Annotated in this window: 15 protein-coding genes and 1 other annotated feature (1 of these 16 running past the window's edge); of the genes, 12 read left to right on the top strand and 3 right to left on the bottom strand. The window is 37.6% G+C overall.

Translation table 11 applies throughout. From position 1 onward, the window contains the following. Window positions 1-188 (top strand) — a binding site (T-box leader); it begins 57 nt to the left of the window's first position. 52 nt (window positions 189-240) lie between these two features. The 9 genes from trpE to EUC40_RS19645 all read left to right on the top strand — a co-directional run bounded on the left by trpE (window position 241) and on the right by EUC40_RS19645 (window position 8,655). After that, window positions 241-1,659, top strand: coding sequence for an anthranilate synthase component I (gene trpE / locus EUC40_RS19685; protein WP_156576338.1), 1,419 nt, complete (start codon window positions 241-243; stop codon window positions 1,657-1,659). Continuing rightward, window positions 1,656-2,243 carry an aminodeoxychorismate/anthranilate synthase component II gene (locus EUC40_RS19680; protein ID WP_156576337.1) on the top strand — a complete coding sequence of 196 codons (588 nt, stop codon included), beginning with the start codon at window positions 1,656-1,658 and terminating at the stop codon, window positions 2,241-2,243. Before trpE ends, EUC40_RS19680 begins: the two co-directional genes overlap by 4 nt. After that, window positions 2,240-3,265 carry an anthranilate phosphoribosyltransferase gene (gene trpD, locus EUC40_RS19675; RefSeq protein WP_156576336.1) on the top strand — a complete coding sequence of 342 codons (1,026 nt, stop codon included), beginning with the start codon at window positions 2,240-2,242 and terminating at the stop codon, window positions 3,263-3,265. Before EUC40_RS19680 ends, trpD begins: the two co-directional genes overlap by 4 nt. A gap of 1 nt (window position 3,266) precedes the next feature. Next, a complete protein-coding gene (gene trpC, locus EUC40_RS19670; RefSeq protein ID WP_156576335.1) occupies window positions 3,267-4,028 on the top strand; it encodes an indole-3-glycerol phosphate synthase TrpC in 762 nt (253 codons plus the stop codon). Beyond that, complete coding sequence (locus EUC40_RS19665; RefSeq protein ID WP_156576334.1) at window positions 4,025-4,639, top strand: phosphoribosylanthranilate isomerase; 615 nt, start codon at window positions 4,025-4,027, stop codon at window positions 4,637-4,639. The genes trpC and EUC40_RS19665 overlap by 4 nt, the downstream gene beginning before the upstream one ends. Beyond that, window positions 4,636-5,829, top strand: a complete 1,194-nt coding sequence (gene trpB / locus EUC40_RS19660; protein ID WP_071709946.1) for a tryptophan synthase subunit beta — start codon at window positions 4,636-4,638, stop codon at window positions 5,827-5,829. The genes EUC40_RS19665 and trpB overlap by 4 nt, the downstream gene beginning before the upstream one ends. Before the next feature lie 3 nt (window positions 5,830-5,832). Continuing rightward, on the top strand, window positions 5,833-6,609 hold the full coding sequence (gene trpA / locus EUC40_RS19655) for a tryptophan synthase subunit alpha (RefSeq protein WP_156576333.1): 777 nt from the start codon (window positions 5,833-5,835) through the stop codon (window positions 6,607-6,609). A gap of 73 nt (window positions 6,610-6,682) precedes the next feature. Further along, window positions 6,683-7,042 (top strand): DUF4029 domain-containing protein, encoded by a 360-nt coding sequence (locus tag EUC40_RS19650; protein WP_156576332.1) that lies wholly within the window; start codon window positions 6,683-6,685, stop codon window positions 7,040-7,042. 113 nt (window positions 7,043-7,155) lie between these two features. Continuing rightward, window positions 7,156-8,655, top strand: a complete 1,500-nt coding sequence (locus tag EUC40_RS19645; RefSeq protein WP_156576331.1) for an L-lactate permease — start codon at window positions 7,156-7,158, stop codon at window positions 8,653-8,655. 263 nt (window positions 8,656-8,918) lie between these two features. Here the strand turns inward: EUC40_RS19645 and EUC40_RS19640 are convergent, their stop codons facing one another. Further along, window positions 8,919-10,034, bottom strand: a complete 1,116-nt coding sequence (locus EUC40_RS19640) for an RNA-guided endonuclease InsQ/TnpB family protein (protein WP_156576330.1) — start codon at window positions 10,032-10,034, stop codon at window positions 8,919-8,921. Between the two features lie 248 nt (window positions 10,035-10,282). Between EUC40_RS19640 and EUC40_RS19635 the strand changes: the two genes are divergently transcribed. Then, window positions 10,283-10,966: a DUF2278 family protein gene (locus EUC40_RS19635; protein ID WP_156576329.1), complete on the top strand. Its 684-nt coding sequence runs from the start codon at window positions 10,283-10,285 to the stop codon at window positions 10,964-10,966. A 14-nt stretch (window positions 10,967-10,980) separates the two neighbouring features. On the opposite strand, the gene EUC40_RS19630 is transcribed toward EUC40_RS19635, so the two are convergent. After that, complete coding sequence (locus EUC40_RS19630; protein ID WP_156576328.1) at window positions 10,981-11,814, bottom strand: hypothetical protein; 834 nt, start codon at window positions 11,812-11,814, stop codon at window positions 10,981-10,983. Window positions 11,815-12,015: 201 nt separating this feature from the next. Here EUC40_RS19630 and EUC40_RS19625 point away from each other — a divergent pair, with 201 nt between their 5' ends. Then, window positions 12,016-12,801, top strand: a complete 786-nt coding sequence (locus EUC40_RS19625; RefSeq protein WP_156576327.1) for a zinc-ribbon domain-containing protein — start codon at window positions 12,016-12,018, stop codon at window positions 12,799-12,801. 77 nt (window positions 12,802-12,878) lie between these two features. Here the strand turns inward: EUC40_RS19625 and EUC40_RS19620 are convergent, their stop codons facing one another. Further along, a complete protein-coding gene (locus tag EUC40_RS19620; RefSeq protein WP_156576326.1) occupies window positions 12,879-13,307 on the bottom strand; it encodes a hypothetical protein in 429 nt (142 codons plus the stop codon). 199 nt (window positions 13,308-13,506) lie between these two features. On the opposite strand from EUC40_RS19620, the gene EUC40_RS19615 reads away from it, so the two are divergent. Continuing rightward, complete coding sequence (locus EUC40_RS19615) at window positions 13,507-14,841, top strand: CoA-disulfide reductase (RefSeq protein ID WP_156576325.1); 1,335 nt, start codon at window positions 13,507-13,509, stop codon at window positions 14,839-14,841. The last annotated feature ends 128 nt before the right edge of the window (window positions 14,842-14,969 follow it).

Raw genomic sequence — 14,969 nt, 5'->3', positions numbered from 1 at the left:
ATAGGTGGGAGCCCGGTGCGGTGCCATATACGGAATGGGCTTACGAGAGGTATGCTGAACAATTATTTTCAGTAGGCAACCCGGGTTCCGCCGTTACAAGGATAAGGTATAAATTTTGTACCTGAATAAAGCGGGATGCTTTTGCATCCAACATGAGGTGGTACCGCGGTATATTTATCGTCCTCTACATATTTTCGATATGTAGAGGACTTTTTTATTTTTCAGGGCGAGGTGAAGGACATGATGACGAAAGAAGAATTTATGAAGCAAAAAGAACAAGGAAAACCATTTTTAGTAATTGTTGAAGAAGAAGGAGATAGCATTACGCCAATTTCTTTATATAGACGTATGAAAGGTAAGAAGAAATTTTTATTAGAAAGCTCACAACTTCATCAAGATAAAGGACGCTATTCTTACTTAGGTTGTAATCCGTATGGTGAAGTGAAAAGCGTTGGTACAGAAGTGGAACGAACGATTTACGGCCGGGCAGAAAAGCTGGAAGGTAACGTGTTGCAAGTGTTAGAAGAAGTAATTGCACCAGCGCAAGTAGGCAGTCCATTCCCGTTTTGCGGAGGAGCAGTTGGTTATATTGGCTATGATGTTATTCGGCAATATGAAAACATTGGAGCAGATTTACACGATCCATTAAATATTCCAGAAGTCCACCTTTTACTATATCGTGAGTTTATCGTTTACGATCACTTACGCCAAAAGTTGTCGTTTGTATACGTATGCAGGGAAGATGATTCAGCAGATTATGAAGAAGTATATGAAAGATTGCAAGTATACAAAGAAGAAGTGCTTAAGGGAGAAGAAGCGGAAGGAAATGAAATACGATCAACATTATCATTCACCTCTTCTATAACGGAAAAAGAATTTTGTGAGATGGTAGAAACGGCGAAAGAACATATACGAGCCGGGGACATATTCCAAGTCGTATTATCCCAGCGTTTGCAAAGTGAATGTATTGGTGATCCATTCGCGTTATACAGAAAGCTTCGAATTGCGAACCCATCGCCATATATGTTCTATATCGATTTCCAAGAGTATGTTGTACTCGGTTCTTCACCGGAAAGTTTGCTATCAGTAAGAGACGATAAAGTGATGACGAACCCAATTGCCGGTACGAGACCGAGGGGGAAAACGAAGAAGGAAGATGAGGAAATCGAAAAAGAACTGTTAGAAAATGAGAAAGAGCGAGCAGAGCATATGATGCTCGTGGATCTTGGGCGAAATGATATTGGCAGAGTAAGTGAAATCGGCTCAGTTACAATAGATAAATATATGAAAGTAGAAAAATACTCTCATGTTATGCACATTGTATCTGAAGTTTACGGAACATTGCGAAAACGAATGAGTGGATTTGATGCATTAGCGTATTGCTTACCAGCGGGGACAGTTTCAGGCGCCCCGAAAATTAGAGCAATGGAAATTATCAATACATTAGAGCATGAAAAAAGAAATGTATATGCCGGAGCAGTTGGATATATTTCATTCTCAGGAAACCTTGATATGGCACTTGCAATTCGAACGATGGTTGTAAAAGATGAAAAAGCGTACGTTCAGGCAGGGGCAGGTATCGTTTACGATTCAGATCCAGTAGCTGAATATGAAGAAACATTAAATAAAGCGAGAGCACTTTTGGAGGTAATGAAATGATTGTACTGATTGATAATTACGATTCATTCACATACAACTTGTATCAACTGCTAGGTGAATACGAAGAAGATATTGTCGTCGTAAGAAATGATCAAATAACAATGGAACAATTAGAAGCGATGAATCCAAAAGGAATTGTACTTTCACCAGGACCTGGAAAACCAGAAGATGCTGGCATTTGTATCGAAGTCATTCGTCATTTTTATAAGAACGTTCCCATATTAGGTATTTGCCTTGGCCATCAAGCAATTATATCCACATTTGGAGGAGACATTGTAAGAGCAGAGCGCATTAAACATGGAAAAACATCGCGTGTGAAACATAATGGAACGTCAATCTTTTCATACGTGACGCAGCCGCTTACAGCGATGCGCTATCATTCTCTCGTTGCAGCGCAAACAAACTTGCCAGAGTGTTTTGACATACTTGCAACCGCGATGGACGACGGAGAAATAATGGCAGTTCGTCACAATTATTATCCGCTCTTCGGGTTACAGTTTCATCCAGAATCAATTGCAACAGAAGAAGGCGGAAAGTTAGTACGTGCCTTTTTAGCAGAAGTGAAAGAGGAGGAAAGAGTATGAATAACTTTCTTCGCAAATTAATGGAGGGGCAACATTTAACAGAAGAGGAAATGTATAAGGCGGGACTTCTTTTATTAAGTGAAAACCTATTAGAAAGTGAAATTGCAGCTTTCCTAGTATTACTGAAAGCAAAAGGTGAAACAGCAGAAGAAATATACGGTCTCGTTCGTGCCCTTCGTGAAAAGGCATTACCGTTTTCGAATCATATACAAGGTGCGATGGACAATTGCGGGACAGGTGGTGACGGTGCCCAAACGTTCAATATAAGTACAACATCGGCATTCGTACTGGCAGGAGCTGACGTAAAGGTTGCCAAACATGGTAATCGTGCTGTTTCTAGTAAAACAGGAAGTGCAGATTTATTAGAAGAACTCGGTGTAAATATTAGTAGTACGCCAAACGAAATTGATTATTTATTAGAGCATGTCGGAATCGCATTTTTATTCGCGCCAGCGATGCACCCAGCATTAAAACGCATTATGAAAATAAGAAAAGAATTGAACGTGCCGACAATCTTTAACTTAATTGGTCCTTTAACAAATCCGGTGAATTTAGAAACACAATTTGTCGGCATTTATAAACGAGATATGTTACTACCAGTTGCACAAGTATTACAAAAGCTAGGAAGAAAACAAGCGCTTGTTGTAAATGGAAGTGGTTTTTTAGATGAAGCATCATTGCAAGGAGAAAATCATGTTGTCATTTTAAAAAATAATGAAATAGTAGAAACGAGTATTGAACCTGAGAAATACGGTTTCTCAATAGTGAAAAATGAAGAAATTAGAGGCGGAAATTCAAAAGAAAATGCAAAGATTACGCTTGGAGTATTAAGCGGAGAAAAGAGTGTTTATCGTGATACCGTTTTATTAAATGCAGGTCTTGCTCTTTTCGCAAATGGAAAAGCAGAAACGATTGAAGAAGGAATTAAACTAGCGACGCATAGCATTGACTCTGGAAAAGCTTTAGCGAAACTAAACTTATTAATTGCAGCAAGTAATGAAAATTTAGAAAGGGTGAATTAAAATGGGGACGATTTTAGACAAAATTGTACAGCAGAAGAAAATAGAAGTTGCAGCGTTATATGAAACGTATACACCAGTAAAAGAAAACAGAAAAACATACTCACTTGTAAAAGCTTTAGATCAATTTACTGTCATTGCAGAAGTAAAGCGAGCATCACCATCAAAAGGAGATATTAATTTACACGTTGATGTACGAAAGCAAGTGAAAACATATGAAGAGTGCGGCGCTGGTACTGTTTCTGTTTTAACAGATGGTCAATTTTTTAAAGGATCGTTTCACGATTTGCAAACGGCAAGAGAAGAAAGTAACATTCCGCTTTTATGTAAAGATTTCATAATCGATAAGATTCAAATTGATAGAGCGTATGAAGCTGGGGCAGATATTATTTTATTAATTGTAGCGGCGTTAACGAAAGAGAAGTTAAAAGAGCTGTATAGCTACGTACTAGAAAAAGGATTAGAAGCAATTGTTGAAGTTCATGATGAACAGGAATTAGAAATTGCGATCCAATTAAATCCGCACGTTATCGGTATTAACAACCGTAATTTAAAAACATTCGAAGTCGATTTAAGCCAAACGGAAAAGCTCGGAAAACGATTAAATGAGGAGAAATTACTGTGGATTAGCGAGAGCGGGATTCATTCAAAAGAAGATATCATCCGTGTCAAACGAGCCGGAGCAAAAGGCGTATTAGTCGGAGAAGCGCTTATGACATCATCTTCTATAAGTAACTTTTTCGAAGATTGTAAGGTAAACATATGAAAGTGAAAATTTGCGGGATCACTGATATGGAAACAGCAAAACGTGCTTGCGAATATGGAGCAGATGCACTCGGATTTGTTTTTGCAGAAAGTAAGCGGGAAATCACTCCAGGGCTAGCGAAAGAAATCATTCAGGAGCTTCCAGCAAATGTGTTAAAGGTCGGTGTTTTCGTAAATGAATCAGTAGAAGTAATCCAGAAAATTACAGATGAATGCGGGTTAACACATGTGCAACTACATGGGGATGAAGATAATTATCAAATTGGAAGATTGAATATTCCGTCTATAAAGGCACTCGGAGTAATTTCAGAGAGTGATATGAAAAATGCTCAAGCATATGAAACGGATTATATATTGTTTGATAGCCCAAAAGAAAAGTTTCACGGAGGAAATGGAAAGAAATTTTCATGGGAACTACTCGCACATATGCCAAAAGAGTTGCGAGAGAAAACGATATTAGCTGGTGGATTAAACGCCCTTAATATAGAAGAAGCAATTCAAACTGTCCAGCCTTATATGGTTGATGTGAGCAGCGGAGTGGAGACAGAAGGAAAGAAAGATGTAGAGAAAATAAAACAATTTATTAAAAAAGCGAAGGAGTGTTCCAAATGAATTACGCATATCCAGATGAAAAAGGTCACTACGGCATATACGGAGGACGATACGTTCCAGAAACGTTAATGCAATCTGTATTAGAACTAGAAGAAGCATATAAAGAAGCAATGCAAGATGAAGCGTTTCAAAAAGAATTAAATCATTATTTAAAAACGTATGTCGGAAGAGAAACACCGCTTTATTTCGCTGAAAATATGACGAAGTATTGCGGCGGGGCAAAGATTTATTTAAAACGTGAAGATTTGAATCATACAGGAGCTCATAAAATTAACAATACGATTGGTCAGGCACTTCTTGCAGTAAGAATGGGCAAGAAAAAAGTTGTCGCTGAAACAGGAGCGGGACAACACGGTGTTGCAACAGCGACAGTATGTGCTCTTCTCGGGTTAGAATGTGTCATCTTTATGGGAGAAGAAGATGTAAGACGTCAAAAATTAAACGTGTTCCGAATGGAATTACTCGGAGCGAAAGTAGAAAGCGTAGCGGCAGGTAGCGGCACATTAAAAGATGCGGTGAATGAGGCGCTTCGCTACTGGGTTTCACATGTGCATGATACGCACTACATTATGGGATCCGTTCTTGGACCGCATCCATTCCCGCAAATTGTTCGTGATTTTCAAAGTGTAATTGGGAAAGAAACGAAAAAACAATATGAAGCGTTAGAAGGGAAGTTACCAGAAGCAGTCGTTGCTTGCATTGGCGGTGGTAGTAACGCGATGGGAATGTTTTATCCTTTCGTACACGATGAAGATGTTGCTCTTTACGGCGTAGAGGCAGCTGGAAAAGGCGTTCATACAGAGAAACATGCAGCGACATTAACGAAAGGAAGCGTCGGTGTTTTACACGGATCGATGATGTACCTTCTGCAAAATGAAGAAGGACAAATTCAAGAAGCACACTCTATTTCAGCAGGACTTGATTATCCTGGCGTTGGGCCAGAACATAGTTTACTAAAAGATATTGGCCGCGTTTCTTATCATTCAATCACAGACGATGAAGCACTAGAGGCATTTCAACTATTAACGAAAAAAGAAGGAATTATCCCGGCGCTAGAAAGTTCACATGCTGTCGCATACGCTTTAAAATTAGCACCGAAGATGAAGAAAGACGAAGGGCTTGTTATTTGTTTATCTGGCCGTGGTGATAAAGATGTAGAGAGTATAAAACGTTATATGGAAGAGGTGTAAAAAATGGGAGTAGCAAAAATTAAAGCAGCATTTGAAAATGGGAAAAAGGCATTTATTCCGTACGTAATGGGCGGAGATGGTGGCCTGGAAAAACTAAAAGAAAGAATTCGTTTTCTAGATGAAGCAGGAGCAAGTATTGTTGAAATTGGTATCCCGTTTTCAGATCCAGTCGCGGACGGCCCAACGATTCAAAAAGCGGGAAAGCGAGCGTTAGATAGTGGTGTAACATTAAAAGGCATTTTTCAAGCATTAGCAGAAGTAAGGCAAGAAGTACAAATTCCATTTGCACTCATGACATATTTAAATCCGGTACTTGCATTCGGAAAAGAAAAATTTATTGAGAACTGTATCGAAGCAGGTGTAGATGGCATCATCGTTCCAGATTTACCGTATGAAGAACAAAATATTATTGCTCCGTTACTTCGAGAGGCAAACATTGCGCTCATTCCACTCGTTACTGTAACGAGTCCTGTTGAAAGAATTAAAAAAATTACGAGTGAATCAGAAGGATTCGTTTACGCAGTTACAGTAGCAGGCGTAACAGGAGTACGTCAAAACTTTAAAGGCGAGATTCATAGTTACTTAGAAAAAGTAAAATCACACACGCATTTACCGGTAGTGGCAGGGTTCGGTATTTCAACAAAGGAACATGTAGAAGAAATGATTACAATATGTGACGGAGTTGTCGTTGGAAGTAAAGTTATTGAGCTGTTAGAAAATGAAAAACGAGAAGAAATATGTGAATTAATACAGGCAACAAAACAAAAAGAAGAGGCGTAAGTCTCTTCTTTTTGTTTTGTGTAATAAATGTTAAAATATACAGAAAATACATATAATTTAGAGGTGAGGAAGCATGCTAAGACGGAAACTACTATATCTTCTTTTAACTGTACCACTATACGCTTGGCTCATTAGCATGACGAAAATAGAGGTGATGGCTCTATTTTTAGGATATGTATTCATCTTTTCCAACCTAAATCGCATTCAAGAGCAATCTATTTTAGAAGTATGTATATTTTCGATTAGCATAGAACTATTTAGTATCGTTTCGATTGTATTATTAAATGAATTATTCCAATGGATCCATTCATTTGAATTAATAAAACTTGGGAATATTGTATTGCAAGTAGTATGTGCTTATATTGTGTTTGTTATGTTAGACAAAATAATCAGGCAGCAGACGGTTTTTCAGGATAAAAGAAAATGGGAATGATTAAAGAAGAGCCCAACAGCTCTTTTTTAATCTGTTGTAAAAACAATTGAAAAATATGGCATCTGTTATATAATAGTTAAAAAATTGTATTTTTAACGAAATGAGATGATAACATGGCCATATTGTTGGCACTTATCCCGATTATGATGATTTTCATTTGTTTATTTTTATTTAAACAAACGTCATTAAGGTCCTCATTAATTTCTTATGCCGTTTCTGTTGGAATTGTTTTACTCTCGCCAACATTTCGGTTAGGGATAAGTGAAACTGTACACGCAACGATTAAAGGTTCGTTAATTTGTTTTATTGTCGGGTACGTTTTATTTTTCGGTATTTTTTTATTTCACCTCATGAACAAAATGGGATACATCGATCAGGTGGCACGTTTTCTAGAAGAAGTTACTCACGATCGCCTATTACAAATGCTTCTTATGTGTTTTGGTATTTGTCCGCTTATTGAATCAGTAAGTGGATTCGGTATTGGTTTTATGGTTGCAGCACCTATTTTTCTTTCGTTAGGCTATAAACCATTTCAAGCTGTACTGCTTTCATTTATCGGTTTACTAGCTAGTTCATGGGGCGCGATGGCAACAGGCACGATTATCGGTTCGCAACTTATTAATATGCCACTTACAACACTCGGTACAAGTACAGCACTATTAAGCATTCCGATGTTTGCTTATTTCGTCATTCTTTCTTTACACGTTGTTGGCGGCTGGCAGGCTGTTATTGAAAAGTGGAAGGAAGGAGTAGGATTCTTTCTATTATTTTCTCTCGGAATCTATCTTTCTAATGCGTATGTAAGTGTGGAATTGGCAGGGATACTAAGTTCTATCGTTACAATTACATTTGGTTTCCTTATCATTAAACTAAAAGGAAAAAGTGAGCAAAAACTAATAACAGAACATGCTGCGGCAACGGAGAGGGAAGTATCTATTCTAAAAATTATTAGTCCTTATATATTCTTAACCGTTTGTATTTTACTTTCGCGTCTCGTTCCAGCATTACATGATTTATTCAGATCATATGCAGTTCTGGATTTACAATCGTATTCTTACAAATTAGAAATGCTCTATTCACCGGGATTTTGGCTCGGTATGACTTGTTTATTTACGATTATCTCCTTCCGTATTCCGTCTCATATTATTAAACAATCACTCTCGCAAACGATAAAACAATGGATTCCTTTTGCCATTACAACGACAATGTTTATCGCGATTTCAGAACTAATGGGCGCATCTGGCATGCATTCATTACTTGCAAATACAGCTGGTGAAACATTTGGTACATTTTTCGTTTTCATTGCTCCGTTCATCGGCGGAATCGGTGGATTTTTAACAGGTAGTAACGCAGGATCAAATGCGATGTTTATAAAACTACAAATGCAAACAGCACAAAATGTAGCACTCCCGTGGCAGTATGTCACAACGCTTCAAAACACCGCGTCATCAGTAGCGACAATTGCTTGCCCATCACGGATTACACTAGGTGCTTATTTATGTAATATACCGCATCGCGAAAATGAACTATTAAAGAAAACGACGTTAATGATTTCTGGTGCGGTGTTGCTTATAGTGGTAGAGGTTGTTGTTTGGTATATGTTGAGAAATTAAAAATCCTCCTGACATAGGAGGATTTTTTGTACGATTGGATAATGTTTTAAATATGAAAAGCTTCTACTAAGTCAACAACCCGCCACTTAACACCCTTACGGGTCGTTTGAAGTGGGGGCTTGCGTCTGTCGGAGTTCGACAGTGCTTCTATCCTCATAGAGAGCAACTACGCTTATTCCTACCCAGTAGTACGAACGAGCAATGCTCTCCTACCTTAGTATGGTGGAGCATAAGGACGGTTGACTTCGCCCCTACCACAAGAGCTATACTCCTGTGGTAACTACACTGATATGCTTAATTCCCTTACGGTGTAGATTCATCGCACCAATACGGTCATCATTTGATTGGTATTGGCAATTTTTACACTTAAAAGTGTGTAGCTTTTTATTACGATTCGCTTTTTCAATGTTTCCGCACTTAGGGCAAGTTTGGGAAGTATATTTGGGGTCTACCACAATTACCTTTTGTCCATTCAATTCAGCTTTATACTCAAGCATTTGACGGAACTGATAGAAAGCCCAAGATACAGAAACATAGCGGTTTTTCACTCGTACTTTCTCTGTCGCAGAACGAACCCCTGTTAAGTCTTCTAAAACAAACATAGTACCTCTAGGGTATGCCTCAACGAGTGCCTTTGTAATTTGATGGTTTACATCAGTTACATAACGGTTTTCTCTTGAGCCAATTTGTTTTATTTTCTTACGAGAAGATGGTGTTTGTCGTGTTTGTAATTGCTTACGAGTAGCTTTAAATTTACCACGCTTATGTTTAACAATATTTCCGTTGTAGAAGGTTGTTTTGCCCTGACTATCATAAGTGGTTGCAAGGAAGTTGATTCCTAAATCAACACCAACGATGTTGTTTACATCTGCGAAATCTAATATTTGGTACTCTTTTGTCATCGGGATATGTAAGAACCACTTTTTGTACTTATGCACTAATTTAGCAGTACCAAATTTCCAAGTGCTGTTGAAGTATTTCTTCATAGCCTTACGCTCATAATTTAGTTTTAGGCGACCTTCAAGCGTGTTTACACTAAATTGGTTTTTGGTTAGTGAATAATCTCGATTCCAGACTAAATCATATTCTGCAAGTTTGAAGTCAATCAAAGACCATTCATGTCCATTTGATTTAGCCGACTTGTAACGAGCAATTACAGTTTTCATCACAGATTGAGCCATTTGACTTTTTAACCTAAATTGATTTCGTAAATCAGAATAATATAAGTTATTGAGATTTACTTGATTAAGGTTCTTTGTTTCAAATATGTGTTTTGATAACCAATTACAAGCCTTGCGGTAAGCGTTCGTTGTTATCTTTAGACTTTCAGCTTGATTATCGGAAACATGGATTTGTATTTTTGCAGTAATTGTAGGCATTATGTTCACCGCCTCTCACTAATTAAATTGTAACAGATTTTTAGTGAAAGCAAACAACTTAAGTAGAGAAAGTAGGAGGCAAGGTGGAAGTTTCAGATACTTGATATGGTACAGAATCTTACGATTTTTAACGTACCATACCGTATCTGCCGGCAATTCCTCCCCCGCTTATCGTTGGGCTATCGCCCTTCACACGATTGAAGTAGGGGGTATCCTTGCCGATTTTAGATGAATAGGAGATGAAATGTATGCCCTTAAAAAATTATGGTGTGTTAAAAGGTACTGTTATACAATCTAAAATCGGAAAAGGGAGGACACCTCATTATCAAGTTCATTTACAAGGCGAAGCAGAAGTAAATTATCGCATTGCAATTAACGTAAAGTCGCAAAGTTATCCGTCAGAAGTTTTATATTTTGCGAGCGACGATATTCGGTCAGAGGCGATTCATATTTTACCGACATTACCATTCGGTTTTACAGAAATAAAAAACAATGAACCGAAAGTCGCTTTAGATTATGTAAGAGGTAATTTATTTGATTCGAAGCAAATGATTCCTTTACCTGCTGAAAAAGATGGAATTGATAATGATTTAAATGAAAAAATAGAGCGTTATATAAAACGAGCGATAGAAGAAAAAGCAATTATTTACGCGTTTGGCGAAAGATGGGGACCAGAAGAAAATACACCCGATTCTTACTTTCATTTCGAACCAGGAAACGGGATACACGATATTCATATGAACCAAGGGAATGTAGAGAAATGGAAAGGTGATAATGGTGTATGGCAAGACGGAGGAATACTCATTCACTTTGAGAAGAAAGAAGAATGGATTGGTATCTTCCTTGCATTCCAGTCACAGTCATGGTGTACCGATGAAGAGGGGCATGCTCGTGTTCCGGTTGAGCAGTGTGATTATAAGAGAAGTAATTAATAAGAAGAGGGTGTTCAAAACGAACGCCCTCCTCTTATTTTAGAAAACATAAAACTAACAAGTGTAGAAATACAAGAGAACAGCAGTGCCACACTAGAAAATGCAATGAGATACATATTATATTTCATAACCTGTCCGATTAGCAGATTACTGTCGTATTGGAAAAGCCCTGCTATGATGTTGAATAAAAATAACACGATAAACATGACGATAACACCGTCTATTGATCCTTTAATGTCTGGTTTACTTAAAGCGATATGAGCAGAAATACAAATGGCGATAAATAAAAATAACCAAAAGGAAGGATTCAATAAATTACTTATTGTAAATAAGCTTTTCAATAATACGAACGTTGACAAGAGCATGTTCTGAACCATTTCTAAATTAATAGAAGTGGAGGCAACAGTTGTTTCGAGAGTTGTATTAAATAAAGAATAAGATTCGGGTACGAAATAGCGCATTAAAAGGATTAATGCAGTAATACCTGAAATAATAGGCCCGATGCCGATAAAGAAATTCCCGATTCGTTGATATACACTTTTTTGATTGTATTGATGTTGTACGTAACCTAAAGCTCCTTGACTTGTATCTGTTGGGAAGAACTGCGTTGCTACAATTTTATGACGGAATAGTACGCACATAATGGCATGTCCAAGTTCGTGAATAGGAACACCAATCCACGCAGTCAAAAGGAATCCTTTTCTTCCGAAAGCTCTCGCCCAATACATTCTTGTTAGTGATTCTAAATAACCTAATATAAATCCGATTACAATGATGACTCCAATTAAAGAGAGTAGTTGGAGCACACTTGTAAGGAGTATTTGAAAAATAGAGTTTACAAATTCCATTGTCTTTCATCCAATCTGTTTAAAGGTTCACTTTATTTGCTCTGTTTCATAATAGCATTATTTTTCTAGATTGCTAGCACATATATTTTCTTTTAAAAAGAGGATTTCATAATCCTTTTCTTGTAGTCATGTTTTATGTCCAAATTCATATATTGAATTTGTAACACTCTATCAGGTATACGCTTAAGGAGGGATAAGAGCATGAAATGTCCGGAGTGTCATACGGAGAATGCAGCAGAGGCAAAGTTTTGCTTGAATTGTGGACATTCGTTAACGGAAGAATTAGTAGTAAGTGGTGCACGGGAAGAAGAAGAGCAACAAGCAGGCGTAGCACAAGTAAAGGAACCTCGGCAAAATGAAACGGTAAAGCAAACGAAACGATTTGCGAGCGGCTATTTTCAGTTTTTTAAATATGCTTTAAAAGCACCGACAGCGATTATGAAAAGCGGCAAGGTTGAAGTACGAAATGGAATTGTAAGTCTTGTTCTTATTTGTTTTTTAGGAGCATGTATTTTTTATAGAGTGATGAGCACAGCAGCTGCTGTTACGAGGACATTTGCACCAGATATAACGACTCCTAATTTCTTTTGGGACTCTGTAACGGTCTTTTTATTTTTATTAATTTTAACTTTATTTGTCGGATTTATTATTTTTGTAAGTGGTAAGATGATGAAATCTTCTTTTTCTTTTCTTGAAGCATTTGGCATATGGGGAACGATAGCGACTCCAGCTATTGTTATATTAGTTCTTTCTTTTCTGTTTAGTTTCCTACTGATCTTTTTCTTGCCAATATTATTAGGGCTGGCTACAACGTATATGTTAATTAGTATTATCGTAGCTATATTAAAACTAGATAGCGGTGGATTAGATCTTGTTTACACTCTTCTTATCGCAAATGTTTTAATCGGAATCGTAACATGTATTGTACTTTGGTCTTACATTAGTACGATAATCCAAACGATTACTGGAGGATTTACGGAATTCTAAGGAAAAGGTTGTTGAACGAATTCAATCAAGAGAATAGAGTACGTGAAAAAGGTACAGTGTATATAACTGTACCTTTTCTATGGTTTTTTATCTGGACCAGGATCCCTAGCGAAGAAGATGTGAAAGAGGAATGTGACTTTACTTGCTCTACCTGATGTACTGGCTTGCACATCGGATAATGCACTAGATGTTAAAGCAGCTTCAGAATGAGGAGGAACGATTATCTTTAGAGCATCATCTGATTCCGAGGATATAGTAACTGTTATTGTATCATCAGAAAAATTCATAATTTTAACAGTTCCGACTGGGAAGATGGATTTATTAGCGTGTGATGCAGAAGAGAAACGAGAGGCTTTCCAAATAGTTTGTGAGAAAGTGTCATCGTCAGATAGCCAAGCGCGAGCACTGTATAAAGTTGTATTAATGGTAAACTCTTGTTCAAGCGGGAGGGCGGGTTTTGGTTCTCTCGGTTCTTCTGGGAGCTGGACGAGAAGGCCGGCGCACATGTATGTTTCACCTACTTTCAATAGTAACTGTTATAGCATATTAAACATGTTGTTTATAAGACACGACGGTTACCTATCCACGTATAGGTGTGTGCATCAAATTTGTAGATGAAATAGTCTTTCTTTACAATGGGGATAGGTGTTATTTCTATAAAATATGGAAATCGTAAAGAATATGGAAAATAGAAGGAGTGGTAAAGTGAATTATGTCATTATTGGCGGAGATGCAGCTGGTATGAGCGCAGCAATGCAAATTGTTAGAAACGACGAAACTGCAAATGTTGTGACGTTAGAAAAAGGTGAAATCTATTCATACGCTCAGTGCGGTTTACCTTATGTAATTAGTGGTGCTATCGCTTCAACTGAAAAATTAATCGCGCGCAATGTGAAGACATTTCGTGATAAATATGGAATTGATGCGAAAGTGCGTCATGAAGTTACAAAAGTAGATACGGAAAAGAAAATTGTGTACGCAGAGCATACGAAAACGAAAGATATGTTTGAATTTCCGTACGATCGCTTATTAATTGCAACTGGCGTGCGCCCTGTTATGCCAGAGTGGGAAGGACGAGAGTTACAAGGCGTTCATCTTTTAAAAACAATTCCGGATGCTGAGCGTATATTAAAAACGCTAGAAACGAATAAAATTGAGGATGTAATTATTATTGGCGGCGGTGCCATTGGACTTGAGATGGCAGAAACATTCGTAGAACTTGGTAAGAAAGTAAGAATGATTGAGCGAAATGATCATATCGGTACGATCTATGATGCAGATATGGCGGAATATATACATAAAGAAGCGGATAAACATCATATTGAAATTTTAACGAATGAAAATGTAAAATCGTTTATCGGAAAAGAGCGAGTAGAACAAATTGAAACGGATAAAGGTACATATAAAGCGGATCTTGTTTTAGTATCTGTCGGAGTGAAACCGAATAGTGATTTTCTTGAAGGAACGAATATACGTACAAATGATAAAGGGGCAATCGAGGTAAATGCATATATGCAAACGAATGTAAAAGACGTATATGCAGCTGGTGATTGTGCAACACATTACCACGTTATAAAGGAAATTCATGATCATATCCCGCTCGGAACAACTGCCAATAAACAAGGGCGACTTGCTGGACTCAATATGGTTGATAAGCGAAGAGCATTTAAAGGTACGCTAGGTACAGGAATTATTAAATTTATGGATTTGACGCTCGCGAGAACGGGATTAAATGAAAAAGAAGCGAAAGGACTAAACATCCCGTATAAAACAGTCAAAGTAGATTCCACAAATATGGCGGGCTATTACCCAAGTGCCAAACCACTTCACTTGAAATTACTATATCGCTCTGATACGAAACAATTATTAGGCGGGCAAGTAATTGGAGAAGAAGGCGTAGATAAACGTATTGATGTGATCGCAATGGCGCTTTTCAATAAAATGAGTATTCACGATTTAGAAGACGTCGACTTAAGTTACGCACCACCATATAACAGCGTTTGGGATCCGATTCAACAAGCGGCAAGGAGAGCAGAATAGCACTTTTTAAAGTGCTATTTTTTTGTGAAGGCGGAGTAATTGAAGTTTCACTTTATTTTGAATATAGCGTTCACCCTTGAAAACGTAGTACGTATCGCTTATATTTTCATATAGTATTTATTTTAAAA

It is taken from the genome of Bacillus luti (assembly GCF_009739945.1).
GTDB lineage: Bacteria > Bacillota > Bacilli > Bacillales > Bacillaceae_G > Bacillus_A > Bacillus_A luti.
This window is presented reverse-complemented; position numbering and strand designations above follow the sequence as displayed.

Bases quoted from the DNA above. Each gene is read 5' to 3' on its own strand.
- trpE (WP_156576338.1), top strand. From the start codon at position 241: ATGATGACGAAAGAAGAATTTATGAAGCAAAAAGAACAAGGAAAACCA.
- EUC40_RS19650 (WP_156576332.1), top strand. From the start codon at position 6,683: ATGCTAAGACGGAAACTACTATATCTTCTTTTAACTGTACCACTATAC.
- trpC (WP_156576335.1), top strand. From the start codon at position 3,267: ATGGGGACGATTTTAGACAAAATTGTACAGCAGAAGAAAATAGAAGTT.
- EUC40_RS19635 (WP_156576329.1), top strand. From the start codon at position 10,283: ATGCCCTTAAAAAATTATGGTGTGTTAAAAGGTACTGTTATACAATCT.
- EUC40_RS19630 (WP_156576328.1), bottom strand. From the start codon at position 11,814: ATGGAATTTGTAAACTCTATTTTTCAAATACTCCTTACAAGTGTGCTC.
- EUC40_RS19665 (WP_156576334.1), top strand. From the start codon at position 4,025: ATGAAAGTGAAAATTTGCGGGATCACTGATATGGAAACAGCAAAACGT.
- EUC40_RS19645 (WP_156576331.1), top strand. From the start codon at position 7,156: ATGGCCATATTGTTGGCACTTATCCCGATTATGATGATTTTCATTTGT.
- EUC40_RS19640 (WP_156576330.1), bottom strand. From the start codon at position 10,034: ATGCCTACAATTACTGCAAAAATACAAATCCATGTTTCCGATAATCAA.
- trpB (WP_071709946.1), top strand. From the start codon at position 4,636: ATGAATTACGCATATCCAGATGAAAAAGGTCACTACGGCATATACGGA.
- EUC40_RS19620 (WP_156576326.1), bottom strand. From the start codon at position 13,307: ATGTGCGCCGGCCTTCTCGTCCAGCTCCCAGAAGAACCGAGAGAACCA.
- EUC40_RS19680 (WP_156576337.1), top strand. From the start codon at position 1,656: ATGATTGTACTGATTGATAATTACGATTCATTCACATACAACTTGTAT.
- trpD (WP_156576336.1), top strand. From the start codon at position 2,240: ATGAATAACTTTCTTCGCAAATTAATGGAGGGGCAACATTTAACAGAA.
- trpA (WP_156576333.1), top strand. From the start codon at position 5,833: ATGGGAGTAGCAAAAATTAAAGCAGCATTTGAAAATGGGAAAAAGGCA.
- EUC40_RS19625 (WP_156576327.1), top strand. From the start codon at position 12,016: ATGAAATGTCCGGAGTGTCATACGGAGAATGCAGCAGAGGCAAAGTTT.